At 53.9% G+C, this 26,366-nt stretch carries 19 protein-coding genes and 1 pseudogene; 6 read left to right on the plus strand and 14 right to left on the minus strand.

All coding sequences use genetic code 11. The features are described 5' to 3' along the window. Window positions 1–30: 30 nt before the first annotated feature. From KI367_RS04220 to KI367_RS04230, 3 genes are all read right to left on the minus strand, one after another. The gene (locus KI367_RS04220) at window positions 31–1,689 is read right to left on the minus strand and encodes an extracellular solute-binding protein (protein WP_373316201.1); all 1,659 of its coding nucleotides are present in this window, start codon (window positions 1,687–1,689) and stop codon (window positions 31–33) included. Between the two features lie 233 nt (window positions 1,690–1,922). Continuing rightward, a complete protein-coding gene (gene xynC, locus KI367_RS04225) occupies window positions 1,923–3,590 on the minus strand; it encodes a glucuronoarabinoxylan endo-1,4-beta-xylanase XynC (protein WP_212947799.1) in 1,668 nt (555 codons plus the stop codon). A 141-nt stretch (window positions 3,591–3,731) separates the two neighbouring features. Next, entirely contained in the window at window positions 3,732–4,556 is an 825-nt protein-coding gene (locus tag KI367_RS04230; RefSeq protein WP_036711519.1) for a sugar phosphate isomerase/epimerase family protein, read from the minus strand. A gap of 96 nt (window positions 4,557–4,652) precedes the next feature. Between KI367_RS04230 and KI367_RS04235 the strand changes: the two genes are divergently transcribed. Then, a complete protein-coding gene (locus KI367_RS04235) occupies window positions 4,653–5,459 on the plus strand; it encodes an AraC family transcriptional regulator (RefSeq protein WP_212947801.1) in 807 nt (268 codons plus the stop codon). A 50-nt stretch (window positions 5,460–5,509) separates the two neighbouring features. On the opposite strand, the gene KI367_RS04240 is transcribed toward KI367_RS04235, so the two are convergent. Together KI367_RS04240 and KI367_RS04245 are read right to left on the minus strand one after the other, a co-directional pair. After that, window positions 5,510–6,883 (minus strand): ABC transporter substrate-binding protein, encoded by a 1,374-nt coding sequence (locus KI367_RS04240; protein ID WP_036711516.1) that lies wholly within the window; start codon window positions 6,881–6,883, stop codon window positions 5,510–5,512. Between the two features lie 287 nt (window positions 6,884–7,170). Continuing rightward, window positions 7,171–8,472, minus strand: coding sequence for an SGNH/GDSL hydrolase family protein (locus tag KI367_RS04245; RefSeq protein ID WP_306433214.1), 1,302 nt, complete (start codon window positions 8,470–8,472; stop codon window positions 7,171–7,173). A gap of 213 nt (window positions 8,473–8,685) precedes the next feature. Between KI367_RS04245 and KI367_RS04250 the strand changes: the two genes are divergently transcribed. Continuing rightward, window positions 8,686–9,450, plus strand: coding sequence for a helix-turn-helix transcriptional regulator (locus KI367_RS04250; protein ID WP_036711512.1), 765 nt, complete (start codon window positions 8,686–8,688; stop codon window positions 9,448–9,450). A gap of 18 nt (window positions 9,451–9,468) precedes the next feature. Here the strand turns inward: KI367_RS04250 and KI367_RS04255 are convergent, their stop codons facing one another. From KI367_RS04255 to KI367_RS04275, 5 genes are all read right to left on the minus strand, one after another. Beyond that, a complete protein-coding gene (locus KI367_RS04255) occupies window positions 9,469–11,013 on the minus strand; it encodes a carboxylesterase/lipase family protein (protein WP_212947804.1) in 1,545 nt (514 codons plus the stop codon). Between the two features lie 358 nt (window positions 11,014–11,371). Continuing rightward, window positions 11,372–13,705, minus strand: coding sequence for a glycoside hydrolase family 95 protein (locus KI367_RS04260; RefSeq protein WP_212947805.1), 2,334 nt, complete (start codon window positions 13,703–13,705; stop codon window positions 11,372–11,374). A 207-nt stretch (window positions 13,706–13,912) separates the two neighbouring features. Next, window positions 13,913–14,932: a zinc-binding alcohol dehydrogenase family protein gene (locus KI367_RS04265; protein ID WP_212947807.1), complete on the minus strand. Its 1,020-nt coding sequence runs from the start codon at window positions 14,930–14,932 to the stop codon at window positions 13,913–13,915. Next, window positions 14,929–15,894 (minus strand): aldo/keto reductase, encoded by a 966-nt coding sequence (locus KI367_RS04270; RefSeq protein ID WP_036711510.1) that lies wholly within the window; start codon window positions 15,892–15,894, stop codon window positions 14,929–14,931. The genes KI367_RS04265 and KI367_RS04270 overlap by 4 nt, the downstream gene beginning before the upstream one ends. A gap of 18 nt (window positions 15,895–15,912) precedes the next feature. Continuing rightward, window positions 15,913–16,752, minus strand: a complete 840-nt coding sequence (locus KI367_RS04275; RefSeq protein WP_036711507.1) for an amidohydrolase family protein — start codon at window positions 16,750–16,752, stop codon at window positions 15,913–15,915. A 131-nt stretch (window positions 16,753–16,883) separates the two neighbouring features. Here KI367_RS04275 and KI367_RS04280 point away from each other — a divergent pair, with 131 nt between their 5' ends. Next, window positions 16,884–17,750 (plus strand): AraC family transcriptional regulator, encoded by an 867-nt coding sequence (locus tag KI367_RS04280; protein WP_212947809.1) that lies wholly within the window; start codon window positions 16,884–16,886, stop codon window positions 17,748–17,750. 97 nt (window positions 17,751–17,847) lie between these two features. Here the strand turns inward: KI367_RS04280 and KI367_RS04285 are convergent, their stop codons facing one another. Continuing rightward, on the minus strand, window positions 17,848–18,717 hold the full coding sequence (locus KI367_RS04285) for an AraC family transcriptional regulator (RefSeq protein ID WP_212947810.1): 870 nt from the start codon (window positions 18,715–18,717) through the stop codon (window positions 17,848–17,850). 120 nt (window positions 18,718–18,837) lie between these two features. Between KI367_RS04285 and KI367_RS04290 the strand changes: the two genes are divergently transcribed. Next, a complete protein-coding gene (locus KI367_RS04290) occupies window positions 18,838–20,373 on the plus strand; it encodes a sulfatase family protein (protein WP_212947812.1) in 1,536 nt (511 codons plus the stop codon). A gap of 169 nt (window positions 20,374–20,542) precedes the next feature. On the opposite strand, the gene KI367_RS04295 is transcribed toward KI367_RS04290, so the two are convergent. Beyond that, window positions 20,543–21,307: a MerR family transcriptional regulator gene (locus tag KI367_RS04295; RefSeq protein ID WP_212947814.1), complete on the minus strand. Its 765-nt coding sequence runs from the start codon at window positions 21,305–21,307 to the stop codon at window positions 20,543–20,545. A gap of 173 nt (window positions 21,308–21,480) precedes the next feature. On the opposite strand from KI367_RS04295, the gene KI367_RS04300 reads away from it, so the two are divergent. Then, window positions 21,481–22,287 carry a MerR family transcriptional regulator gene (locus KI367_RS04300; RefSeq protein ID WP_036711506.1) on the plus strand — a complete coding sequence of 269 codons (807 nt, stop codon included), beginning with the start codon at window positions 21,481–21,483 and terminating at the stop codon, window positions 22,285–22,287. A 16-nt stretch (window positions 22,288–22,303) separates the two neighbouring features. Further along, entirely contained in the window at window positions 22,304–23,536 is a 1,233-nt protein-coding gene (locus tag KI367_RS04305; RefSeq protein ID WP_212947816.1) for an MFS transporter, read from the plus strand. An 89-nt stretch (window positions 23,537–23,625) separates the two neighbouring features. Here KI367_RS04305 and KI367_RS04310 read toward each other — a convergent pair whose 3' ends face one another. Beyond that, window positions 23,626–25,332, minus strand: a complete 1,707-nt coding sequence (locus tag KI367_RS04310) for an ABC transporter substrate-binding protein (RefSeq protein WP_212947818.1) — start codon at window positions 25,330–25,332, stop codon at window positions 23,626–23,628. A gap of 86 nt (window positions 25,333–25,418) precedes the next feature. Next, window positions 25,419–26,356: pseudogene (locus KI367_RS04315) on the minus strand (carbohydrate ABC transporter permease). Window positions 26,357–26,366 lie beyond the last annotated feature (10 nt).

The following is a 26,366-nucleotide window of genomic DNA, read 5'->3' on the forward strand; positions in this document are numbered from 1 at the left end:
AATCCTTATCAATTTAACGCCTCCGATGCACTAGTCTTTCTGTCTGTCCGAATACCACTCGTTGACCTCGGCCGTCATTTGGTCACCGCCCAATCGATGCCACTCCTCGACGAAATGATCGAATTCTTCGATGGGACGACCAAGGATAATATTGGTGAACGTATCCATCGCCAGGGAGTCGAGAATGGATTGTTTCTCGATCATCGTGTCGGTTGGAGCACCCACAAAGCTTTCATACAATAACTGGTTGTTCCTTTTGTAACGGTCAAGGATGGAAAAAGCCCCCGACGGGCCGTAGGTTCGTTCCCAGCCCCAACCGGACGGATCGTTCCGGGTAAGGTAGGCCTCGATGTTTTTTTGAATCGCCCTTGCCTCATCCTTAAGCACGGAAGAGTCCCCGGTTCGCCGAGCTTCTTCGATTTGGTAATAGGCATTCAGATTTTTCAGCGCCGGATAAGGGGTGACGGGAGAAAGCTGCCACGCCGGATAAGGGGTGCTGTAATAGGTTTCGTATTCGGCCGTCGCTCCCCAGTTCTTTTCCAGATGCAAATTGAACAGCTTGACAACCGCTTCGGGATGAGCCACCCCCTTGCGGACGGCAAGAAATTGATGGGTTGCGAAGCGGAGCGGCACTTTCGCCGCATTCCCCGTCGCCGATACGATGGGAAATGCCTGCCACCTTGCTTCCGGGTCCCGCTCATGATTTCCTTGCACGACAAACGACCCCCACTGTTCGCCGTACATCATGCCATATTTTCCTGCGGTAATTTGTTCTTTTACTTTGATGCCGTCCTTAAACATAAATTCCTCATCGATTTGGCCGTTCCGATACATGTCCTGCAGGACCTTCAGTGCGGTCTTGACCTCCGGCTGAACGGCGCCGAAGACGAGTTTGCCGGATGAATTCCGAATCCACATATTCGGAAAGGCGTCGTAACCGGCCATGAATGCCGACAAGCCCATCACGGGATCCCACAAATATTGGGTCACCGGAAGCCCCAATGTATCGTTTTTCCCGTTACGGTCCGGGTCCCTTTCTGTAAACGCTTTCGAAATCTCCAACACGTCATTCATCGTTTGCGGCGGCTGCAAACCGAGGCGCTCCAGCCAATCGGTCCGAATCCAAATATATTGGGCGCCCTCAATCGATGAGCTGGTCTCGGGAATGCCCATCAATTTTCCGTCCACCGTAGCGGCTTCGAACGGCCCGGTCCCTTCTTGGCCCAAAATTTCTTTCGTAAACGGCGCCGCATATTTCTCATAGGCTTGGGACAAATCCTGAATCAGGCCTGCATTGCTCAGTTGGCGGAGCTGCTCCGCATTGACTCTCACGACATCCGGCAAATCGCCCGCGGCCAGCGCGACGCCCAGCTTCTGATTGTAGAGGGTGCCTTTCGCCGTCCAATCATATTTGATTCGGATGCCCAGCACTTGTTCGTACAAGCGGGTCCATCGGTTATCCTCCAGCGTTTCCCCCGGTAGCGTTTTGATGAGATTGTCCAAATCATCGCTCGTCTCCCGCACGAAGGTCAGCTCGATCGGCGGGTTGTACTTCCTTAATCCAGGCTCTGTATAGGTATATTCTCCATCACTCTTCAACGGCAAACCGCTCTGATTCGTTAAGCCTTTCCCGTCGCAAGACGCCAGCATAGACAACGGGAACGTGATCGTAAGAAGAAGCGTGACCATGCTTATTCTGGAAATACGCAAGCGTGCAACCCCATTTCGTTTCATAGTGTTAGAAGCGTATCATTTCTATTATTCATGGATTTCATTGACAAAACAATCCGCATCTCTTTACTTGCATGCCGTATTTTTACTTTTTTTGGGTTTTACGGCATTTTATAAGGGAAGGCTCCCCGCTTCTGCGGATGGGCCTTCCCTTATAAGCTTATAAAACATTGAATCCGCTGCCTGCCGCGTTACGAACCTGGCGAAACGGTAACGCTGTCCATATTCGGCCCTTCCGTCCCGGTTGTAACGACTTTTAACGTGTTGATTCCGCTGTTCATGGATACTTGAATCGTTTGATTTCTCCAGGTGGACCAGCTGCCGGTCGCTGTAAACTCAGCATTGCTGATCGCTTTTGTCCCGTTGACGTAAACATCCACTTTTCTTGAACCGGATTCCAGCGCGTAACGAAAATTCACGTTTTTGGTTCCGGCCACTGCGCAATAAATACCGTTCCACTGAACGGCTGCGCCGGATGAGGCATTAAAGTTAACGTATCCGGTGCCGTGATATCCGGGATTGACGGTTTCAACGACCGCCTCTGTCAATGTCGTGCCGCTTTCTGCTTCGTAAGTGCTGCCGTTGCTGCCCAAGTCAACCACAAACGTGGTCACGCTCTGGGCTGGAAGCTGCGCCGTAAATGAATCTCCGGACGTATGAACAGACCCGGGGGCCAGATTGCGGCCGGCGTCCGTCACCCATGAAGATACCTTGGATGCCGTTCCGTTTTGCAGGACGAAATGTTGGCTTTTGGCCGAAGTGCCCCTGTTGATCGCCACGACCACAACCTTGTTGTCGCCTTTATAGGCGGATGTATATACGTCGGTATCCGGATTCTCCGTTGCATCGATCCTCACGTAACCAGGGCGAACGAACTTGGAGAAATGAGCCATGTTGTAACCCCGCTTGCTTATCGAACCATCCTCCTTGATCGGACCGTACTGCCTGCGGATATACCACCATACGTAAGCCTGAAAATCCCCCTTGGCCATCGCTTTGTGAATATGATAGGAAACATCCAGCGCTTCCGGCCAACGATCCGCCGAATTATTATCGCTATTGGGGTAATAGACCTCCGTCATCCAGAGATCCTTCCCCGCTCCTTTTTCTTTGAATAGAGGATAAGAAAAGTTGTCGAACGGAGTGCCGTACAGATGGGCGCCCAGAATATCCATGTTGGCAAGGGCCTGGGGATCATTCAGAATCGGGTCCGACATGTTTTTCAGATAAGAAAATGACTCGGGAGCGATTACCCGGCATTGGATGGACCCGGCATTTTCTTTCATAAAGCGAAGCATTTCTGCCGGCGTCCACCACGTCCAGGTATGCGCATAGTCAGGTTCGTTTTGGACCGAAATCGCATACAAATCGACGCCGTTATTTTTCATATACGTAACAAAATCGTTGAGATACTGCGCATAGGCAGCGTATTTATCGTATCTGAGCCGTTTGGCCGATGTATCTCCGTTACGATTGAAGGTCTCGGTCATATCGCTTGGGGGATTCCAAGGTGAAGCAAAAACGATGGCTCCGCGCGCGATCGCGCTTTTGGCCGTTTCGACTTCCTTGCTCCACTGATTCCGATCTTCATCCACATGAATTCGTAAAACGGAGAAGCCCAATTGGTTGTCCCCGTTGCCAAATGCGGTTTCCCGTTGCGCTGCCGTCAAGTCTCCCGCCCATACCGGATGGTTGATTCCTCCGAACCCGCGGATCACTTGCTTCTCGGCGGCCAAATTGATCGTTGCATCGCTTGCCGCCAAAGCTTTGTTAGGTACCGACACCGAAACGCTAAATATAAGTGACAACATCGTGCAGCATGCCAACCATGCGCAGACGGGTTTCTTAAACCGTGACATCTTGTTATCATCTCCTTATACATCGTCGTCTCGCTAATACGATCACTGCGCGAACATGATTTCATGGGAAGCCCTGCGACCACCCCGGTCCTTGACGGATCCGTTCGTCTCTCCTAGTCATGCAACGTTTTATGCGACGTTCTAGTTCCACTTCATTTCTTGTTCAGCCAGCAGCCGTTTGATGGCTTTGGCGGCTACCACGAACAATTCGGGTTTGCCAAGTCCCGCATATCTTCCGGTTGCCTGCAGGTGCGGTTCCAAAGACATGAATCCGGAATATCCCGTCCGCTTCAGTTCTTGGAGAAGCAAATGCATTTGACCGTCTCCCTCGCCGGCAGGGACAACCGTGCCCTTGTCCATGAGTGCATCCTTGACATGAATATACGAAATATAATCGGCCAGCAGCGGGTAGGCCTCGGACACGGGTTTTACCTTGCACTGCACGAAATTCGCGGGATCGAAAGCCGCCCTCAAGCCGGGCGATGAAACCGCCTCCAAGATGTCCCGGCAGCGTTCCCCCGTATCGCCGTAAATATGGCTTTCATTCTCATGGAGCAAAACGATTCCGGCGTCATTCGCCAGCCGAACGAGCCGTTTCATGCGGCCGAATACTTCCTCGCGGAATGTTTCATGTTCTCCGTCCGGAATATAGAAGGAAAATATGCGGACAAACTTGGCTTGAAAAAACTTTGCCAACCGTATGGCATGCGCGGCATCCGCAAAATGAGAATCAAAATCGTCGGTAATTTTGATTTTTCCTAAGGGAGAGCCGATCGAGGAAACGCCGAATCCCCGCCGGTTCAGACGTTCTTTGATCTTTGCCGCTTCCTCTTCGGTTAAGTTCATTACGTTTTTTCCCCAGACCCCTCGCAGCTCCAGGTAACGGATATGTTCCGATTCGAGCACGTCCAGCTGCTCTTCCAAATCGGAAGAAATCTCGTCCGCGAATCCGGTTAAGGTAACCATGCAAAAAACCCCCTTTATTGAGAGCGCAATGAATTGCTTTTTTCTCTTGAAATTTTTGGAGCGGAATCTATGATTAGCTTATAGGAGGCGGTGTCCTTGGAAATCGAGCATCATCCCCATCTTGTTCCGAATATTTTTCTGTTCATTGACCGCAGATGCTTTCCCGAGTGGACGATCCAAAAAGCGAAAATCGATTTTCATGATCTGACGTTCGTGGTAGACGGCATGGCGAATTACTATATTAATGGAGAAAAATTCACTGCGGAAGCAGGCGACCTTGTGTACGTCCCGGAAGGAAGCATCAGGGAAGCCCATACGTTCAAGGAGTTCCCCATGCATTCGTATCCGTTCAACTTTTTTTGGGCCGAACCGTATAATCATGTTCATCTCCCGTTCAAAGGCGTCACAAAAAAAGTGATCACCAAGGAGATTCTGGGGTATATACGTGAATTCAACCATGTATGGATGAGCAAGCAGCCGTTTTACCATATCCAAGCGCGCGCCTTGTTCGAACTCATCCTCCACCGTCTGCTCAGCAACCATTACCGCCAAGCGCCCATGCCGATGGATCCGCGGATCAAAAAATTAACCGAATACATTTCAGAGCACTACTCGGAAAATCTCTCGATCGCCGAATTGGCGGAATGGCTGCAGCTGCACCCCGTATATTTGGGCAGGCTCTTTAAGCAGAGTACCGGTACGACGATCAAGGAGTATGTCAAACGCATTCGCATCAACAATGCCGAAATGATGCTGTCATCCGGCGATTTTACGGTAAAAAACGCGGCGGAGATGTGCGGAATTGACGATATTTATTATTTCAGCAAGTTGTTCAAGGAAATGAAGGGCTATCCTCCATCCGCGGCCAGGAAACAGGCGGGGCAGAAGCACCTCCTTGAATGAGGAGCCCCCGCCTCAGTTATTTTCTTATGTGGAGACGGTATGCATAATCGCTACTTTTTCCAAACTTCATCGATCGAAGCCTGGAACGGCTCTTTATATTTCCCGATGACCGTGGAAACGGAATTTCCTTCCAGGATTTCTCCGACAAGTTCGTAATAAGGCATGGAAGGATACCCGTCTTTGCCGTCGACGACGTTGATGACTTCCCCTGCTATTTTGGCATTGTGGATATCGTCTTCGTTTTTGAACAACGTTTCGAGCGTTGACTGTTTCGGGTAATCGTAGATGGACTCGATATCGTTGATTTTTTCATAGATATAAACCAGTTGCTCGGGATGTTCGACCGCCTTCGGAATCGTCAAGTAATTGGGAATCGTAAGATGGGAGCGGTATTCCGTGGCGCTCGGTCCCTTAGGAAAAGGCAGAAATCCGATATCCAAATCGGGCATATCCTTTTTAAACCCATCCATTTCGTAATCGCTTCCGGCATACATCAGCGTGTTTCCTTGGCGGAAAAATTGGCCGGGTTCGGTCCAATCTCCCCCTTCCGTAGGCCTGGCGATATGTTCCGTTGCGAGGCGGGAGATGAAGTCTAAGGTTTCTTTCGTTTTGGGATCTTCAAGATTTTGTTTGCCCTCTGAAACGAGATTCGCGTCGTTGGCCGCCAAAGCCTGCACTAAGATCGAAGCGGAAGCGAGCCCCCATATGTCCAGCTTGCCGTCATTGTTTGTGTCTTTGTTCGCCTCTTTTGCGGCTTGGATGAACGTCTCCCAATTCCAGTTATTTTCGTTCACGTATTCCTGCAGCGGCTTGAGGCCGAGTTTCCCCATCAAGGTCCGGTTATAAAAAATGCCCGATGAAGCGCCGTTGATGCCTGCCCTGAAGCCGTAGCCCCTGCCCTCAAACTGTGAATAATCGTTCGTGTACTGCTGAATAAACACGTTCTGATTTTTTGTATATTCATCCACCGGCGAAAATAAATCCTGCTTCACGAGCGTCGGAATCATCCAAGGTCTGGCCATCCGGATGATGTCGCCGATCGGCTCTCCCGCCAGCAGGGATGACGTCACTTTATTCACGTACTCGCTGTAGTCGATCATGACGTATTCCATTTTAAAGTTGTGCTTTTTCATGAGTTCGTCCAGGTTTTGCTTCTTCTTGATGTTGTCCGGATTATCTTCCTTGATCGATTCGTCGTACCAGGATACCCATTTGATCGTCCGGCCGCCCATGTCGAAATCCATTTCCGACGTGTTGCTTTCTTCTTTATCATCCGGCTTCGCGGGCGCATCCGTGCTTCCCCCGGCGGAATTCCCGCCGCTTGCATCCGGGTTGGCCGCGCCTCCTCCCGAACCGCTGCTGCAAGAGGCCATCAGGACTAGAATCAAACACCATACCAGCACCATCGACTTACGCTTCCTCATAAATACCCCCCTTTGGATCTCGCTGCACTTCAAAGTACAGCGCTTTCAAAAAATGAGCTTGCACGCGCATGCCAAAACGATGAATGCAACAATCGGTTCCGAAGCCGGCGGTTCCTGATGAAACTGCAAGCCCATGGATCATGTTAAATGGATTTCCGGAAAACAACCATAGAGAATCTAAATGGCATTTGTAAGTTTTAAACATGATTTCGGGCTGCAGCGACGGTGCCCCAAATAAAAAAGAAGCCTATCCATCAAAGGAGAGGCTTCCTTCTCCGTGACTGATCTTACGGCACGTAACCAAACCCCAAAATGGTAAAACGTTGATGTTCGCTGCCCTCGGCCATGCCAATCTCCACCGTATGCTCCTTTGATTCCTGCTCATCAACCAAAATCACCGCGTTACAGTGGGTCCAGTTTATTTCATGCGGATCGGCGAACATCTTATGCTGCCCGTCCACCCGAATCTCGGCGGTTCCGAATTCGCTGCTTCCCGAGTCTTTGAATACGAGAATGAGGCGCTTGCTCCGGAGGGTCATGCTGAAATGGCCGTCTCCCGATTCGGCCGTATGCATCCAGTTATAGGGAAACTGGGGCGTGCCGTCATCATGGTCGTCCATTTCGGCGAGCTGCAGATCCGTATCGGTCTCCCGGAAACCGCCGGGATCGATCCGGGCGACGCTATTACCGTTCAGGCGATCGAGCAGCCGGGTGTGAACGTAATCACGGCCGATCAACGGCGGCTTATCGGTCGCGATATCCTCCGCGTCCGGAACAGACCGGTCCGTGACTTCGAACAGCCAGTCCAGGCAATCCGCCATGATTTGATGCCCGCTATTCGTCGGATGATAGATATCATAAAAAAACTGCCTTTTGGAGATGACGCCTCCTTGGTCCCTGGTCAAACGGAACTGCTCCACGACGGCATCCTTGATGCTGACCATGGGAAGGTCGTAATGCCACCCGACCGGAGCCAGCCGATCCTGAAGATTCCAGTCGTTCAGAAACACGCTGAACAGCAAAATTACGGCAGGCTGGCCGGGGCCGTCAAGCGCCTTGAGCACCAAGCTTTCGTAGCAATTCCCCCGCGTTTCGTCGCCGGCGTCATTGACGGCAAACTCCACGACCACGATATCCGGATTCTCCTTGCCGTCCCGGAGCACATCCCGATCGTAACGGACGATCCCCAGCTCCGACGGCGTGCCGCCTACCCCCGCTTTGATGAAACGGACCGAACGTCCCTCGGAGGAGGAGGCGAACCGCTTCCTAAAGAGCTCGTACGACCTGTAAGCATAACAATTTACGGGAAGCGGGACGGCCCCGGCGCCATGGGTTATGGAACCGCCGATATAGGCGATGGTCACCGGCTCGCCTCTCTTCGCTTTTTCGATGGCCGCTTTCAATCGCTTATTGTTGCCCCGATTCAGCAGAGATTTGGCGATCATGTCACGGTAGGACTGCGATGCAAAGTCAACCGGGGGATCGATCACGGCTTCAGGAGTTGGATCACCCTCATGCAAGTATTCAGGGTCCCGCGGTGCCGCCGGACCTCCCGAGTCGTTCATGGATATGGCTGAATGGTCGGTCATAGGAATTCTCCCTTCTTTGTTATTCAATGGGAGCAGATTCTGCATTTCGATATGATATTATGACGGGCCGTGAAGCCCAAACGCAATTCGCATCTCTTTACATCCTCGCCCGATGTTTACTCTTTGCCGGTTTTGGGGCCATGCGCACCTCTATCGTTCCTATTTTCCTCGATATGGTATAGTAGAGACATCATTCCACAGGGGGGATAAGGATTGGCCCATATTCATTTTGTCGAGTGCAACACGACGCACCCGGGCAACTTTGTGATCGATGTTCCTATGGGTTATCACTGGCTCCTTGTCATCACCAAAACTCCCGCGCTGTTCTGGGTCAATGGAGATCTGAAGGAATATCCTTCGCATAGCGCTATTCTCTACCGCCCGCAGCAGAAGGTTTATTATCGGGCATGCGCCGATCAATTCATCAACGACTGGATCCGCTTCGAATCCAACGAACCCTATATTACCGAATCGCCGCTGCCGCTCGGAGTCCCTTTTGCCCTGGATGATCCGGACTATTGCCACAAGCTGCTTGAACTGTTGACCATCGAACACAACTTTCACCGGGATTACAAGGCATCCTCCATCGACTGTTTGCTGCGAACGCTGTTCAACAAGCTGCTCGAATCTTATTTCCATGAACCCGTCACGCCTCAGTACTATAACTTGTTGAAACTTCGTACCGCGATCCAGAACGATCCGGGCGATTACTGGACGATTGCGAAAATGGCGGATGATCTCGGAATCAGCCCGGGCTATCTGCAAAGCATCTACAAAAAAACATTTAAAGTCACCTGCATGGAAGACGTCATCAACAGCCGAATCCGGTTGGCCAAAGAATATTTAATTCACAGCACCCAAAGCATTGCCGATATCGCTTCCCGATGCGGTTATCAAAATGTCGAGCACTTCTGCAGGCAGTTCAAACAGATGACAGGCTATACGCCAAGAAAATTCCAACAGCAGGCAAAGGGTTAACATTCGGCTTTCCCCTTGCTATACCTCCGGTTGCAGAGCGGACCCGTTTTTCTTGAAATATTGGTGCACCAGAAATTTCATGATCTCGCTTGGGGGTTCTTTGCAAAATTCGGCCCGATCGGCAAAAAGCATGCCATACGGGGCTTCGGGGGTATAAGGCTCCCATCTCGGCAGCTCCTCTCCCGTCGAATCCAGCCCGTTCGGGTCTCCGGTACGGATGAAGTTGGCCCAGTAATTGCACATCTGGCGGGCCAAATCGTAATGTTTGCCGACAAACGGCCGCCAGCATTTCGCCAGCGTTTCGAAGAAAAACCAGAGATCCACCGAGTGGAAGGTGCCCGGATGATCCCAGCCCGGGATTTCGGCATCAAAATTGTAATAATACAACGGAGTGCCGGAACCGTTCTCGGCATTGGCCTGCGCGGCGATCCGGATCGCATATTCGATGCTGCTCACCGAGGCCTTCTGCCGGCTCTCCTCCACGTTGGCCGATGGTGCGCCACACAGCTTCAGGAACGCCTCTGCGTCGTCTCCGAACATGTCTTCGGCCAGCTGCTTGAATTCTTCAGGTGTATGGACATCCGGAACGCTGAAAAATTCGGAGGACGTGTGGCCAAACATGACCGGCACGTTCCAGCGCTTGTTCTCAAGGAACAATTCAAACGGGCTGCCTACGCTAAACACCTGGTCAGCGACGGTGCCCCAGAATCCCTTGTACTGCACAGCCTTGTCGCGGAGAGTGACGGCATCCAGCTGCCGGGCTTCCGCAAGCGAAGATACGCCAAGGTATTCAAAAAATTTTACGCCATCCTGTTCGGCCTCAGCCAATTGATTTCGAAGCGGGGGCACGCGAGTCCCCGGATACAGCTTCGTATAGATTCCGCTTTGAATGATCGCTTTCTGAAAAAGCCCCTCATTCTGAGGCGAAGTCAGCTGGGTCATCACGCTGCCGCCGCCGGCGGACTGACCGCCGATCGTGATGTTGTCCGGGTCGCCGCCGAAAGCCGCGATATTACGCTTGACCCATCTTGTGGCCGCCTGTTGGTCGAGATGGCCGAAGTTAGCCGGTGCTTCGGGCGCTTCCGCCGTAATTTCCGGATGGCATAAAAAACCGAACACATTGAGGCGATAATTGATCGTGACGACCACGATCCCTCTTCTGGCAATGCGTTCACCGTCGAACTCCATTTCAGCCGTATGGCCGACCTGAAGACCTCCGCCAAAATACCATACATAGACCGGCAGCTTCTCATCGGTACGTTTGGCCGGTGTCCATACGTTCAGGTAGAGACAGTCCTCGTCCATGGCGATGTCCGGTTCCACGGCCCATTCCCGGGTATAGATATTGTTTTCGTCGATCTCCTGCCTTACCTGCATCGAGATCGGCGCGAATTCGTACGCCTTAAGCACGCCATCCCAGTCCTGGGCGGGCTGTGGGGCACGCCACCGGTTGTCGCCTACGGGAGGGGCGGCGAATGGGATGCCCTTGAAACTTGTGATTCTGGGGTCGGCTGCCGGCAGTCCCTGAACCAACCCGTTTTCCACTTGCACGATTCGAAGCATGTTTATCGTCTCCCTTCGTTTTGCGGATTCCCGGCATGTCGCTCCGTGAATCCCATTCGGATTCGTTTGGATTCCGCGGCGCTTCGGCCCGGACCGTTCCAAACAAGCGCTTTCATGAGCGCGCAAAGGAACCCTGGCCTTGTCAACCTTTGGCATTCAACGCCTGGTATACATAACTTCCTCATTCATATAAATCAAAAAAAATTGTAAATGACGACTTGGATTTAAACAATGATATATACGAATATCCAATTGATATATCGTGAGACGGGAATTTTTCAGTGCGGCCGCCGTAACAAAAGGAAGCCGATCCGCAAGCGGACCGGTTTCCTTCTTATGAAATTTCCCTTTCTCTTTGTTATATGGATGGGAGCAAATTCTCCGTTTCGATCCGGTAGGCTGCTCCCGGTTCCGTATAAAAACGGATGAAACCTTCCCGGTTGTTTCCTTGGGATATCTTGTTTCCATCCCTCTTCACCACGACGGGCTGCCGGTAACGAACCGTGCACGGGCCCCCAACGGTGGATACAATCGTCGCGTGCGTCAACTTCCCTGCTTTCCACGCCATGTCGACGGTAAAGCCGCCCCTGGCGCGAAGCCCCTTGACGGCCCCCTCCGACCAGGAAGCGGGCAGAGCCGGCAGCAGCTCAAGCCGACCGGCATGGCTCTGCAGCAGCATCTCGGCTACCGCGGCCGTCCCGCCGAAATTTCCGTCAATCTGGAACGGCGGGTGGTTATCCAGGAAGTTTGGCAGCGTGGAATGCATCAAAAGCGCAGCGAGATGATCTGCCGCCGCTTCCGCGTCCCTGAGCCTCGCCCAGAAATTGATGATCCACGCCCGGCTCCAGCCCGTATGGCCGCCGCCGTTCGCAAGGCGCCGTTCCAGCGTGCTTCTCGCCGCCTTGGCCAGCTCCGGCGTTCCCTCCGGCGTGATTTGGCTGCCGGGATACAGGGCAAACAAATGCGAAATATGGCGATGGCCGGGTTCGGCTTCCTCATAATCCTCGTACCATTCCTGCAGTTGGCCGTACCTGCCGATCTTTGGCTGCGGCAGTTTGTCCATCACGCGTTTCAGCTCCCCTCCAACGGCTTCGTTCCCGGCAACGCCAAGGATCGCCTCCGCTTCAAGGACCGCCGCAAACAACTCGCGGATGATTTGGGTGTCCATCGATGGCCCTGCGCACAGAACGCCCGATTCTCCGTTCGGAAGAATATAGGTGTTCTCCGGGGATACCGACGGGCAGGTCACCATTTCGCCCCCCGGCGTTTCGACCACGTAATCGACCAGAAACTCCGCCGCTTCCCGAAGCGTGGGATACGCCTGCCTCAGAAACTCCGCGTTCATCGAAAAACGGTAATGCTCCCACAAATGCAGCGAAAGCCACGCCGCGCCCATCGGCCAGTAGGAAGCGGGGAGGTATGAATCCTGAGGAGCCGTATCGGCCCAAATGTCCGTATTATGATGAGCCGCAAATCCCCTGCAGCCATACATGACGCCCGCCGTACGCCTGCCCGTCTCACGCATCCGTTCCAGCAGATCGAACAGCGGCCCATGGCACTCCGCAAGATGGCATGATTCCGCCGGCCAATAGTTCATTTGGGCGTTGATGTTGATCGTATACTTGCTGTCCCACGGCGGGAGGAAGTGCTCATTCCAAATGCCTTGCAGATTGGCGGGAAGCGAGCCGGGACGGCTGCTTGCAATCAACAGGTAGCGTCCATATTGAAAATACAGCGCAAGCAGTCCCGGATCCGCTCCGCCGCGGCGCATGCGCTCCATGCGGTCCGGGAGGCTCATGCGTTCAAGTTCAGCGTCAGTCGGACCGAGGGAGAGCGAAACCCGGCCAAACAATGCGCGGTAATCGTCGGCGTGGCGCTGATACAGGTCCCCGTAGCTTAGCGACAGGGCGCGTTCCGCCCTTTTCATGGCATCCCGAAGCGGATCCCGGGTCCTGAACGTTGTTGCCGCAGCCAGCACTAATGTAACGTGATCCGCCTTCTCCACCAGGAGATGCTCGCCTACAGCCTTCAGCGTTCCGCCTTCCGCCGCCGCCTTCAATACCGTGCCGAACAGGCTGCCGCCTTCGCCGCCGCAGCTGCCGCTCATCCAGATGGCATCGTCTCCGGTTCTTCCGGTTCTGTCCGCATACCGCCATCGTCCCCGCTCCAGTCGCGCAGAAAAGCCGATGGATCCCGGCTGGTCTGCGGTCAGTCGGATGACGATGACCTGATCGGGATAGCTGGCGAACCATTCACGCTGGAACGTAACGCCCCCTTGCTTGAAGCTGACGGTTACGGCAGCATGGTCCAAATCCAGCATCCGGGAGTAGCCTTCCGGCTTGCCGGCCGGAAGCGCAAAATCCAGCAGCAGATGCCCTAGCGGAAGGTAGTGCCGCTGCGTTTCCGGCAGGCCGGACAGCGCAAGCCCTGCCAGGCGCTCCGCTTCCTTCGGTTTTCCCTCGAAGATAAGCCTCCGGATTTCCGGCAGATTCTCTTTGGCGTCCGGGTTGTTGCGGTCTCGCGGTCCGCCGTACCACACGGAATCCTCGTTGAGCTGGAGCCGCTCCTGCCGAGGCTGGCCGTATACCATGGCCCCCAGCCGTCCGTTGCCGATCGGCAGCGCCTCCTCCCATGCGTTGGCAGGTTCCTCGAACAGCAGCGAGCATTTCGGGCGCGTGGGTCGTTCCTTCACGAAGCTTCACTCTCCATCTCTTTAATTTAGAGTCGCCGTTGCCAGCTTGACTCTTGATCATCCAGCGTAACAAATTCATTATCCCTGCGACGGACGGATGGGCACCATTCGCATCATTTTACATGCCCGCCCGATTTTTACTTTTTATCGGTTCGATATTAGCCACGCCGCTTCTCCAGTCCGCCAACATGGCGGTATGCTGAGCGATCAGTCCAGTTCCACCAAAGCCTTGATTACCTTCGACTCCGGTTTGAGCCAGGCATCGAACTGACCGATCATGTCTTCGAATCCGCAGCGGTGGGTAATGTAACGGCCGACATCGATATCTCCCGCCGATATCGCCGCAAGCACCCGTTCAAAATCCTCCCGCGTAGCGTTTCTGCTGCCCTGCAGCGTCATTTCGCGTGCATGGAATTCGGGGTCGCTAAAGGTGATGGCGCCTTTCACCAACCCGACGTAGGTCAGGGAGCCGCCGTGGCCGACGAGCCCAAAGGCGCTTTCCATCGAAGAGGCATTTCCGGTGGCGTCGATAACGTATGCCGGGAAGCTGCCGTCCGTTAGCTCGGCCAGCCGCTCCTTCGGCTCCCGGAGCGCGTTTACCGTATGCTCGGCCTTGGCCCAGACCTTGCAAAAAGCAAGACGATCGTCGTTCACGTCCATCGCGATGATCCCCGCGCCGGCGAAACGTGCCATCGCCATCACGCCAAGTCCGATCGGTCCGGCGCCGATGACGAGCACCTGGTCGCCGGCGCCCACCCCCGAACGGCGGACGGCATGCGCGCCGATCGCCAGCGGCTCCAGCATCGCCGCCTGATCCAGCGTCAGTCCTTCCGTCTTGATGAGACAATGCACGGGCACCGCAATTCTCTCACGCATCCCGCCGTCCACATGGACGCCGAGCACCTCCATATGTTGGCAGCAATTCGTTTTCCCGCTGCGGCAGGCCCGGCAACGGCCGCAATGAACGTACGGGATCAGGCTGACCTGATCGCCTGCCCGGAGCCCTTCCCGGTTACGGCCGATTTGCTCGATCGTCCCGGCAAGTTCGTGGCCGAGCACGCGCGGGTATGCAAAATAAGGCTGATGGCCCCGGTACGCGTGCAGGTCGGTTCCGCAGATGCCGATCCTCCGAATCCTTACGATCGCTTCGCCCTCTCGCATTTGCGGCTCCGGCAAATCCTTCCGAAACTCGAATCGTCCGACCTCCTCGCAGATGATCCCCTTCATGATCTGCGCTCCCCGCTCTGCCGGTTCGGCTGTTCGCCCCATTCCGGCCGTCCGCTCGGCCATGTTGCGCCATCGATCGGCTTCAGGATCTCCAGCACTTCCCGCAGCAATGGTTCATCGAGGGGTTCTTCCGTCCACAAAATATTGTTGCGAATATGTTCCGGGGTTGCCGTGCTGACCAGCGTCGTCGGAATGCGTTCATTTGACGTGGAGAACTGGATCGCCAGCTTCGCAATGTCCGCTCCTTGGCGCCGGCAATGTTCGGCGGCCCGCCGGCAAACGGCCCGGATGTCCTCGTCCGCGGGATGCCACTCCGGCACGTCCCGGTTGCCCAGCAATCCCATGGACAGCGGCGACGCGTTGATCAGGCCGGTCCCTTGCCGTTCCAGCGACGGAAGAAGACCAAGCAGCGTCGTGTCGTTCAGGGAATAGTGGCAATACGATAAGATGACATCCGGGGAGGTACGGGACAATACCGCTTCCATCATGTTTAACGGCAGGCCCGATACGCCGAAAAACCGGATTTTCCCGGATGTTTTCAACTGTTCGAGAGCGGGGATCCCTTCCTCCAAAACCTGCTCCGGTGTGCCGAATTCAATGTCGTGCAACAGCAAAATGTCGAGATAATCCGTCCCCAGGCGCCGCATGCTTTCCTCCGCGCTGCGAATGACGCGTTCCGCCGAAAAATCGAATTCGTCCTGCCCGTAACGTCCCGCTTTCGTGGACAAAACGCAGCGGTCCCGCGGAATCGTCCGCAGCGCTTCGCCCAGCACGGCTTCCGCTTTCGTCAGGCCGTAGTAGGGCGATACGTCGATCAGGTTGATGCCCATGTCGATGGCGGTATGAACCGTGCGGATCCCTTCCTCCCTTTGAACGTCCCGGAACACCCCTCCGAGCGAAGACGCTCCGAAACTTAATGCCGATACATTCAGACCGGTGTTCCCCAACTTTCTGTATTTCATCGTTTCGCTCCCCCGTTTTTAAGGCTGATTCAGCTTATAAAACCTCGCGGCGTTGGCGCCGAAGACCGCTTCGATCGCTTCCGCGGGCAGCCGGTCCTGCAGCGCTTGCCGCAACACGTCCACGACTTCATCATAGGTTGCAGCCAGAAGGCACACGGGCCAATCGCTGCCGAACATCACCCTTTCCGGCCCGAACAAATCAAGCGTTTCATGGACGTAAGCCGTGAAATCTTCCATTTTCCATTCCCGGCGGTTCGCCTCCGTCACCATCCCCGACAGCTTGCAGTATATGTTCGGATATCGGGCCATTTCGGCCATGTGGCTTCTCCACGGCTCCATCCCTCCCGAAGCGATCGGCGGTTTCGCCAAATGGTCGACGACGCCCCGTAGATGCGGAATCCGTTCCAGCAATCGGACAAGCTGCGGCAGCTGATGCGACAATACCAGCAGATCAACCGGCACGGCCTCTTCCGCAAAATAGGAAAGCGCTTCTAAATAAGCAGGCGACAACATTTTGTTGGGGTCCTCCATATCCTGGATCATGACGCGAAACCCGATGAATTTCGGATGCTTCCAAAAACGAAGGTACTGTTCCATAAAAAACGGATCATCCAGATCCAGCCAGCCGACCACACCGGCGACGAAATCAGCATTTTCGCTTAATCCGAGAATAAATTCGGTTTCCTCTATGGTTGGCGCCGCCTGCACCAGAACCGTCTTGCTTATGCCGTGTTTTTGCAAATGCGGCTCAAGGTCGGAAGGCAAATAGTCGCGAAAAAGCACCGGATACTCCGGCGTGATCCAGCCGTAATCGTTTCGATCGATCTTCCAGAAATGCTGATGAGCGTCAATACGCATGTAAGCCGCCTCCATTCCACCTTATTGTAAACATCCGATCAAAGAATAAAAATTGCCTGAACAGACAAATATATACCTTTTTTTGATAAGATAATCGTACATTCCATCCGTTCATGAAAGGCGGCGGCGCAATGAAACCCATGCGCAAACATCTGGAAAACGAGTGTTCGTTCCCTCTTCTTCTCCATTACAAAGAAACGAAAAGCCCGCAGCGCGAGCTTCCCGACCATTTGCATGAATGGTACGAGTTCGTGTACGTTTACCGCGGGAAAGGCACGTTTTTTATCGACCGGACCTTTTACGAGATGAACCCGGGCGACGTCATCGTCATTCCCGGCAACACGGTGCACCGCGCATTTCCCGACAAAGAGGATCCGGTGACGTCCTCCGCCGTTTTTTTCAGCCCGCAGCTGATCCAAAACTTGGCTTTCGGCGATGCTTACCCTTATTTGAAATTGTTTGACTCGGCCAAAAAAAGCAAGCAGTACAAATACAGCCTCTCTCCCTCGCATCGAAAAAAGCTGGAGGACGACATCGACGCCATCCGGCGCGAAGGGGAGCAGCAAAGTCCCGACAGCACTCATGCCATGGCGTTATTGCTCCATCTGACGCTGCTGCATTTAAACCGGCATTGCCTGCAGCAATCCTCCGGGACGGCCGTTCCCCATGATCCCATGGGTCCCGACTGGTTCAGGGACGTTCTTGCTTATATCAACGAACATCTCGATCAGCCCCTCGAGCTGGGCGGGCTTGCCAGACGGACGGCCGTTTCTCCGGCCCATCTCAGCCGCGTCTTCAAGCAGCGGGTCGGCATGAACGTTACCGATTACATAGCGACGAAGCGCATTTTCGCGGCCAAAGATCTCTTGCTGCAATCCAGCGACAATATCGAGCACATCGCCATCGCCTGCGGCTTCAAGAGCATGCCTCATTTTTACCGTACCTTCAAAAGGTATGCCGGTATGACTCCGGCCTCGTACCGGAAACGCAACAGGTAGCGCCGTTTATGACGGAAATGCATCAACCCGACAAATTGCCAAATCCGAATGAATGGAAGCGGCGCAGGCCGTACGGACCCATGCCAAAAGGGCCCCTCTAAGTTTGATATTGCTTCCGGTACTGCGACGGGGACATCGAACAATAATGGGTGAAAGCCCGGGTAAAGGCATAAAGCGTCGGATACCCCAGCGAATAGGCGATTTCCGTAACGGCGGCCGACGTCCCGCGCAGCATTTGTTGGGCTTTGTCCATTTTGACCTTGGCAATATACCGGGCGGGCGTCAAACCCACGGCCTTGGTGAACTGCGCAGAAAAATAGGTCCGGTTCAACCCGGCATATTCGGCGACCTGCTGAACCGTGATCCCTTCAGCCGCATGCCATTCGATATATTCTGTCCATTGCGAAGCTTTGCTTTTCTTTGCGGGGCTCCGAAGCCCTTCCCCCATGCCGGCGGTCGAGGCTAAAAGGGATAACGTTTGGTACAGCAGCCCTTTCAAACCCAGGGAGACGGCTAGCTCATCGGCTTTCCCTTTTCTCCACTCCGCAAACAGCCGCCCGATCCGGTCCTCCAGCTCCGGGGTCCACCGTCCTCTGGACCAGGGCTTCTCTAAATCGAATCCGGCCAGCCTCAGCATCTTTTCCATCCCGGGCCCGTCCATGGCCAGCCACGTCAACTGCAGGGACGGTTCGTCGTCCGGCTTATAATACAAATACGTTTCATTCGGATACATGCAGAACGCGTCCCCCGCCTGCAGCCTGCAGGACTGTCCCTTATATTCAACCATCAGGCTGCCTTCCGTGACAAAATGAATGCTGCTGCATTCGATTCTGCGCGGACCGATCCGGTATCCCGGCTTCGCGATGTTCCGGCCCGCCCTGACCAACCAAAAGGGGCTGCCCTTATCGATTTCGGCCGGGGTGTAGTACAAAAACTCGGCAAATTCATGGTCATATTCCTGCAGCACGTTTTTCGCCTCCTGAACTTCTTTTAAGACACAAACAGACAAAATGATAAATTTAGCATACAATACGCCATTCCGTTCGCATATCCTTTTTTCCTATAATCAGGGCAAGGAGGGTGACGGATGAAAAAACCGAACATTTTGTTGATCACCAGCGATCAGCAGCATTGGAACACGATTGGCGCGTGGAATCCCGAAATACAGACCCCGAACCTGGACCGGCTTGTCCGGGAAGGAACGGCGTTTAACCGGGCGTATTGCCCCAATCCGACCTGCACGCCCAGCCGCGCTTCGATCATTACCGGCATGTACCCGAGCCAGCACGGCGCGTGGACGCTTGGCACCAAATTGCTGGAAGACAGGCACACGGTAGGCGAAGATTTCAGGCAGGCCGGTTACCGGACCGGGCTCATCGGCAAAGCCCATTTTCAGCCGCTCCGGTCGACCGAAGCGTTTCCGTCGCTTGAAGCATACCCCATTTTGCAGGATCTGGAATTTTGGAAACATTATAACGGCGAGTTTTACGGCTTCGACCATGTGGAGCTGGCCCGGAATCACACGAACGAAGCCCACGTCGGGCAGCATTATGCGCTGTGGATGGAGGAAAAAGGCTGCCGGAACTGGAGGGACTATTTTCTGCCGCCGACCGGCACCATGGACCCGAACCGGACGTATACCTGGCCGATCCCCGAAGAGTACCACTACAATACCTGGATTGCCGAACGAACGAATGCTTTACTGGAACAATATCACGAAAATGGCGAGAGCTTTTTCCTGTGGTCCAGCTTCTTCGACCCGCACCCGGAATATCTCGTGCCCGAGCCATGGGATACGATGTACGATCCCCAGCAGCTCACCGTTCCGCGGATGGTGCCGGGCGAGCATGACCGCAATCCGCCGCATTTTGCCAAAACCCAGGAAGAGCACCCCGACTTCTCCGATCTGCAGGAAACGGGGTACGGCATCCACGGTTACCGGTCGCATCATTATTACGAATATGGCAGCAGGCCGCGGCTGACGGACGACGACAAGAAAAAGCTGGTCGCCGTCTATTACGGCATGATCAGCATGATGGACAAATACATCGGGCGGATCCTCGATAAGCTGGACGAACTGGGGATGGCCGACAACACGATCGTCGTCTTTACGACGGACCACGGCCATTTCTTCGGGCAGCACGGCCTGCAGGCCAAAGGCGGGTTTCATTACGAAGACTTGATCAAGCTGCCGTTTATCGTGCGTTATCCCGGACGGGTGCCGGCAGGCAAGCGGAGCAGCGCGATCCAATCCTTGGTGGATTTGGCTCCGACCTTTTTGTCCCTGTGCGGACTCCCGGTTCCTAACGCCATGACGGGCGTCGACCAGACAAAAGTATGGCTCGGCGAAGCGGCGCAGGCGCGCACGCACGCCATCTGCGAGTTCAGGCACGAACCGACGACGATCCATCAAAAGACCTATGTCGACGAGCGTTACAAAATCACGGTGTATTACAATCAAACCTACGGCGAAATCTTCGATCTTCAGGAGGATCCCGGCGAGTTGAACAATGTCTGGGACGACCCGGCGTACGCCTCGCTCAAAACCGAACTGTTGCTGAAATATGTATGGGCCGAGCTGGGGAAGGAACCGATGCCGATGCCGAGAATTTCCGGAGCTTAAAAGCGAAGCCAACGACAGCCGTTCCTCATCCGGGGCAGGAAGGCTGTGCTCACGGCTCCTTGGGCACGTTCGCACAATAAACCCCCTCTGCCGCGTGGGATACGCAAGCAGAGGGGTGACTCCAAAAACTCCAAATCCATATGACTTTATTGGGTCAGGCTAAGCCTGCTTAGGATTTCATGCCCGTATAAATCAAAATCGCATCCCGGAGAAATGCCGCGGTTCCCGGCTGCTTCGCATCATAATGTGCCGTAAACCGCTCATCATCCACGTACATTCGGGCAAGTCCCGCATGGGCCTCCTTGCTGTAATCGTTCCAAAAATACGTCAGCCACCGTTTATGCAAATCCGCTGCGCGCTGGGCAAGCTCTCCGGCCGGATCCCCCTGCTTGAACGCTTCAGCCAACGTCTCATACAACTCGTCAGCGAGACGGGTCACCTCCTCATGCTGCTCCTTCGTCATGCTCATCCATTTCGCATTGGACTTATCCACGGCCTCATCACCGTATTTTTCGCGGGCTTCCTTGCCGTATTGTTTCTCGTTGTCCTCGATGCATTTTTGTTTAAACCCTTCAAATTTCTCCTGATCGCTCATTGTGATTCTCCCTTCAGCGGAGGCAATCGTTTTCTCCACATTCGTAATCAGCAGGTCGAGCTGCCGTCTCCTGTCAAGAAGCTGCGCATGGTGCGCCCTCAGCGCCCGGGTCCGGTCAAAGGATGGCGAGTCCATGATGGCCTTAATATCTTCCAGCTGGAACCCCAGCTCGCGGTAGAACAAAATCTGCTGCAGCCGGTTCACCTCATCCCCACCGTAAATCCGGTAACCCGACGAGTTGATTCTGGCCGGCTTCAGAATGCCAATCTCATCGTAATATCGAAGCGTCCGGGTGCTGATTCCAGCCAGCCGTCCGAGCTTCTGTATGGTGTATTCCATGATTTCACCTCCTGACGTCTAAACTGTACACCTTAACGTAACGTGAAGGTCAACACAATGAATGAAAAATTCTTCATTTTGAAATCATTTTTAGACCTTGACTTTCCCCTTGTATGGAAAGTTTATAATAAGGCCACGGTAACTCCAACATATCCAAGAAAGGGAGAGGGATGATGTTTAAGATCAGCGAGTTTTCCAAACTGAGTCAAGTTCCTGCCAAAACGCTGCGCTTCTATGATCAACTTGAACTGCTCAAACCAGCATATACGGACCCGCAAAGCGGTTACCGATACTATACTAGCGATCAATTGCTTGTCCTGCATCGGATTCTCGTTTTTAAAGATCTGGGATTTACGCTGGAACAGATTAGGCAGCTCCTTCATGATGACGTATCACCAGATGAAATGCGAGGGATGTTCCGGCTGAAGAAGGCAGAAGTCCAGTCGTTGATTCAGTCGGAAATCGAGCGTTTGAGGCGAATTGAAGCGAGGCTGGAGCAGATCGAACGCGGTGGAACTCCGCGTTTCGAGGTTTTGGTGAAGAAGGTGGATCCGCTAAGGGTCATTTCGGTCAGAGAAACCACGAGCAGGGTGAACATCCCTTATTTATTTGAAGAAATTGACGAATATTTAAAGTGGAACGGCGTGTCGCTCCCCACTTCGCATATGGTTCTGTGGCACAGCTGCGCGGAGTGCGAAGATAACATCAGCCTGGAGATTGCCTGCCCAATTCAACTTCCGCTCCCGGACTCAGATCGATTCAAGACGAAAGTGCTCCCCGAAATGACCGTCGCGTCGGTCAAGCACGTCAGCCGTCCCGACAGAGATACACCGGTGAGTATCGACCTAGGCTCCTGGATTGAAAGAAATCATTACCGGATAAGCTCTGAAATGCCGAGTAGAGAATGTTATTTATCCAGGCAAGAGGGCAGTGAGTTATGTTATATCACCGAAAGCCAGATGCCGATCGCAGCATGTTGAAAGGAGAGCATATACCATGACGAACTCGCGAGACTTCAGTAATCTTTCCAACCGAAAAAGAATGACCGCGCTCATTCTTTTAACCCTCACGATATTTGCCGTTGGCACTGCCGAGCTTCTCCCCATGGGACTCTTATTGCCTATTGCAACCGAGACCCAGGTTTCGATTTCTGCCGCAGGCATGCTTGTGACAGGATACGCTCTTGGCGTCGTCATTGGGGGACCCGTATTGTCGGCGTTGACCGGAAGATTACCGCGAAAAACCTTATTAAGTTCATTCCTGTTCGTATTTATTCTAGGCAGTATCGTTTGCACCGCCGCTCCCTCGTACGGTGTGCTGCTGGCAGGGCGGGTCATAAGCTCCCTGGCACACGGAACCCTGTTCGGCATGATCGTTGTCACTGCCAAAAATTTGGCCCAACCAGGCAAGGAAGGAAGAAATATCGCACTGGTCGGATCCGGACTGACCGTATCCGTCATCCTTGGCGCTCCCCTCGGAACCCTTCTTGGCCAACATTTGGGCTGGCGGTTTCCTTTTCTGGTCATATCCCTTCTTTCTGCTGCGGCCCTGCTGGGCATCATGAAACAGATTCCCCCATTGCCGCGATCGAAAGGGGGCTCTATCAAAGGGCAGCTGCGTATCGTCAGCCGTCCCGGCTTCCTCCTGGTTCTGCTGATCACCATATTCGGAACCGGCGGGACGTTTGCCGGGTTTACGTACATTACTCCAATCCTAGAACGAATAACGGGCTTTTCTAGCGATTCGGTGACTATCATTTTGCTTGTTTTCGGAGCAGGTTCGTTACTTGGCAACATCGCGGGGGGCAGCCTTGCCGATAAACGGCTCGTGCCGACCTTGTTTGGCGGATTAATCCTCTTAGCCGCATCCATGGCGATATTTACTTGGTCGAGCCATGGCAAAGCCGCTGCCGTCATGACTGTTTTCATCTGGGGAGTGGCAGCATACAGCATCATTCCCTCCCTCAACATGTTCGTGCTGCAAAAAGCCGGAGACGCGCAAGAGTTGGCCTCGACGCTCAATATATCGGCTTTTAATCTGGGCAACGCCATCGGCGCATTCATAGGCGGACTGGTGATCGATAGTACGATGGGACTAGCAGCCGTGCCATGGGTTGCCTCCATCGTCACATTGCTTGGCATAGCATTGGCTGCATGGAGCGTAATTTCGGAGAGAAACAAGAAATGCGATCGAGTCCCTGAATGTCCGGTCGAAAACCGGACCGCATAAAAAAGCACTCTTCAGCCCTTCCGGCTTCCTGTAGGAAGCGAAAGGGCTGAAGAGTTTACATGCCCGTCAATCGATATGCCTCGTTCTAATTATTGGGTGGACCAAAGCTCAATCCGGTCTTTGATATGCTTGGTGTAGGCTTCTTCCATTTCCTTGACTCCGGCCTTCTCCAGTTCCGCCATGTAGGCGTCCCAGATGTTGTCGAAGTCTTCCGGCTTGGACATGACCGCTTCCGGGATGCGTTTCCAGGTGATATCCTTCATTTTGGCGCCCAGGATCACCGCAGGATCGTCGTTAGGCAGCGACATCGTATACGCCGCTCCATAGGCTCTCGGTTTGAATTCTTCTTCCTTCGGGAAAAGGTCTTTCCAATGCTCCGCGTTATACGCTTTCAGGGTCTCTTTTTCCGCCTCGCTGTAATTGGCCGTCAGCAGTTCCGGGTAGTTACGGGTGAAGTAGTTGCCGGTCGAATCCTTGATGCCGTCGCCGTAGTGGACCATCAGGTTCCAGTACAGCCCCAGGCCGGATTCTTTTTGGAACGCCGCGCCGTCATTGTTCGCCCGTTCCTGCACCTCCGGAATAAGCGTCCGCTTGCCGTTTTCAACCGTGTAATGTTTGCCTTCGATGCCCCAGTTGTTCAGAATCTGCCCTTCTTCCGATGCCAAAAAGTCGAGGAACTTGATCGCACGCACCGGATCCTTGCATTTGCTGGAGATCGAGATGCCGTACCCTCCGTCAAAACCGGCGGGCCAGAAGCTCGTATCCTTGTATTCCTTGCTCATCGTGACCGGATAATGACCGTACGTCTGGTCGAATTTGCCCGCCGCTTTGAGCGCATTTTGTCCGTCGCCGTAGTCCCATTCCGGATCGGCAAGGCCAAGAACCCGCCCCGAAGCCACCTTTGCTTTAAACTGGTCGGTCTTCTGTACGAAACTTTCCGGATCAAGCAGGCCAATGGCATTCATGTGATTCAGCCAGCGGAAAAATTCCTTTTCTTCGGGACGGCGGAAATGGTAGGTGGCTTGATGCGTTTCTTGATCGATGTAATATTCGCCGTCGTCCGGCCCGCCGGTCGTCTGGAATCCCAGGTTGGTCACCTGGTACATATGCCAGTCGTCCGCATTCAGGGACAAGCCGATATTTTTGTTGCCGTTTTCGTCGGTCGGATGCTTCGTAATATAGTCCTGAATGACCTTCTCAAAATCCTTCACCGTGCGAATTTCCGGATATCCCGCTTCCTTGACGACGCGATGCTGAAGTTCAAAACCTCCGTCGGCTTTGATCTTCTTCTCCTCGACGGCCGACCAGGTCGGGATCGCGTAGATCGCCTGGTCGTCCAAACTGTACTTCGTTCGGACAAGTTTGTCTCCAAGCATTTTTTTGATGTTCGGCGCGTGCTTGTCGATCAACTCCGTCAAATCGATGACGGCGCCTGCGTCGACGAGTTTGCCGACGTCCGCTTTGGCCGCGATCAAGTCGGGATAGTTGCCGGTGGCCGCAATCAGTGAAATTTTTTGTACCGGATCGCCGACGGCGAACTCCGCATCCAGCGTAACCCCGGTTTTTTCCGTGATGACCTTGCCGACCTCGTCTTTCATGTTATTCCAGTTCGTGCTGGAGTCTTCCGAAAAATACGTGAACGTGATGGGCTTTAAGTCGTCGCCCTTCGTTCCGGATGCAGCATCCCCCTCTGTCCCGGCAGCCGGCGAGCCGCCGTTTCCGCCGCACGCAACGAGCGTTGCCGTCAAAGTCAGCGCCAGCAAAGACGCCGCCCATCTTTTTTTACCTGACTTCATGAAGCTCAACCCCCCCAAAAAAATGTAATGAACAACGACAGTGCTGTAAGAAACAGGCGTAAGCCTGGACACACCTGGATCTGTTTTTAACTTTTGACCGCCCCGAGCGTCATGCCTTTCACGAAATATTTTTGCAGGAAAGGATAGACGATCAGAATCGGCACCGTTACGATGATGGTGATCGCCATTTTGACCGATTCCGGCGACACCTGCGCCATACGCTGGGCCATGTTGGCGGCGTCCTGGGCATTGGTTGCGCTTGTCGTCGTGCTCTGCAAAATTTTCATCAACTCGTATTGCAGGGTTGTCAACGATTCGTTGGACCCGTTAAACAGATACGTATCGAACCAGGAGTTCCATTGCCCTACCGCCAAGAAAAGGGCCACGGTCGCCAATGCCGGTTTGCACAGGGGCAGGATCACGCGCCAGTAGATCGTAAAATCGTTGGCCCCGTCCAGTTTGGCCGACTCTTGCAGCGCATAGGGCAGCCCGTCGATGAAGGAACGAATCACGAAGACGTTAAAAGCGCTTACGAGACCCGGCAAAATGTAAACGGCAAACGTATTGATCAAATGCAGATCCTTCATCAGGATAAATCCCGGAATCAGCCCCCCTGATACGTACATGGTTACGGCGAGAAAGGCGGAAATGAATTTTCTGGCCTGGAAATCGCTGCGCGCAAGCGTGTAAGCCAGCATGGAACCGCTGATCAAACCCGCCGCGGTACCAATGACCGTCCTCAGAACCGAGATTTTGAATCCGGTGATCAAGCCGCTGTAAGTAAAGATCAAATCGTAATTTTTTAACGTGAATTGCCTTGGCCAGATCGTAATCCCCCTCTGACGGTATCCACCGAATCGTTAAGGGAGATCGCCAGCACGTTTAAGAACGGATAAATCGTCAAAACGGTGACCCCGATCATGGACAGATAAACGACCGCTTCCAAAATCCGGTCCTGCGGCGATTTCGACTTCAGTTTGCTTGATCCCCGGCCGACCGGTGCCGTACGATTGACAGTCCCCATGTCTTCCTCC

Origin of the sequence: Paenibacillus cookii, from assembly GCF_018333375.1 — a bacterium.
GTDB lineage: Bacteria > Bacillota > Bacilli > Paenibacillales > Paenibacillaceae > Paenibacillus_AQ > Paenibacillus_AQ cookii.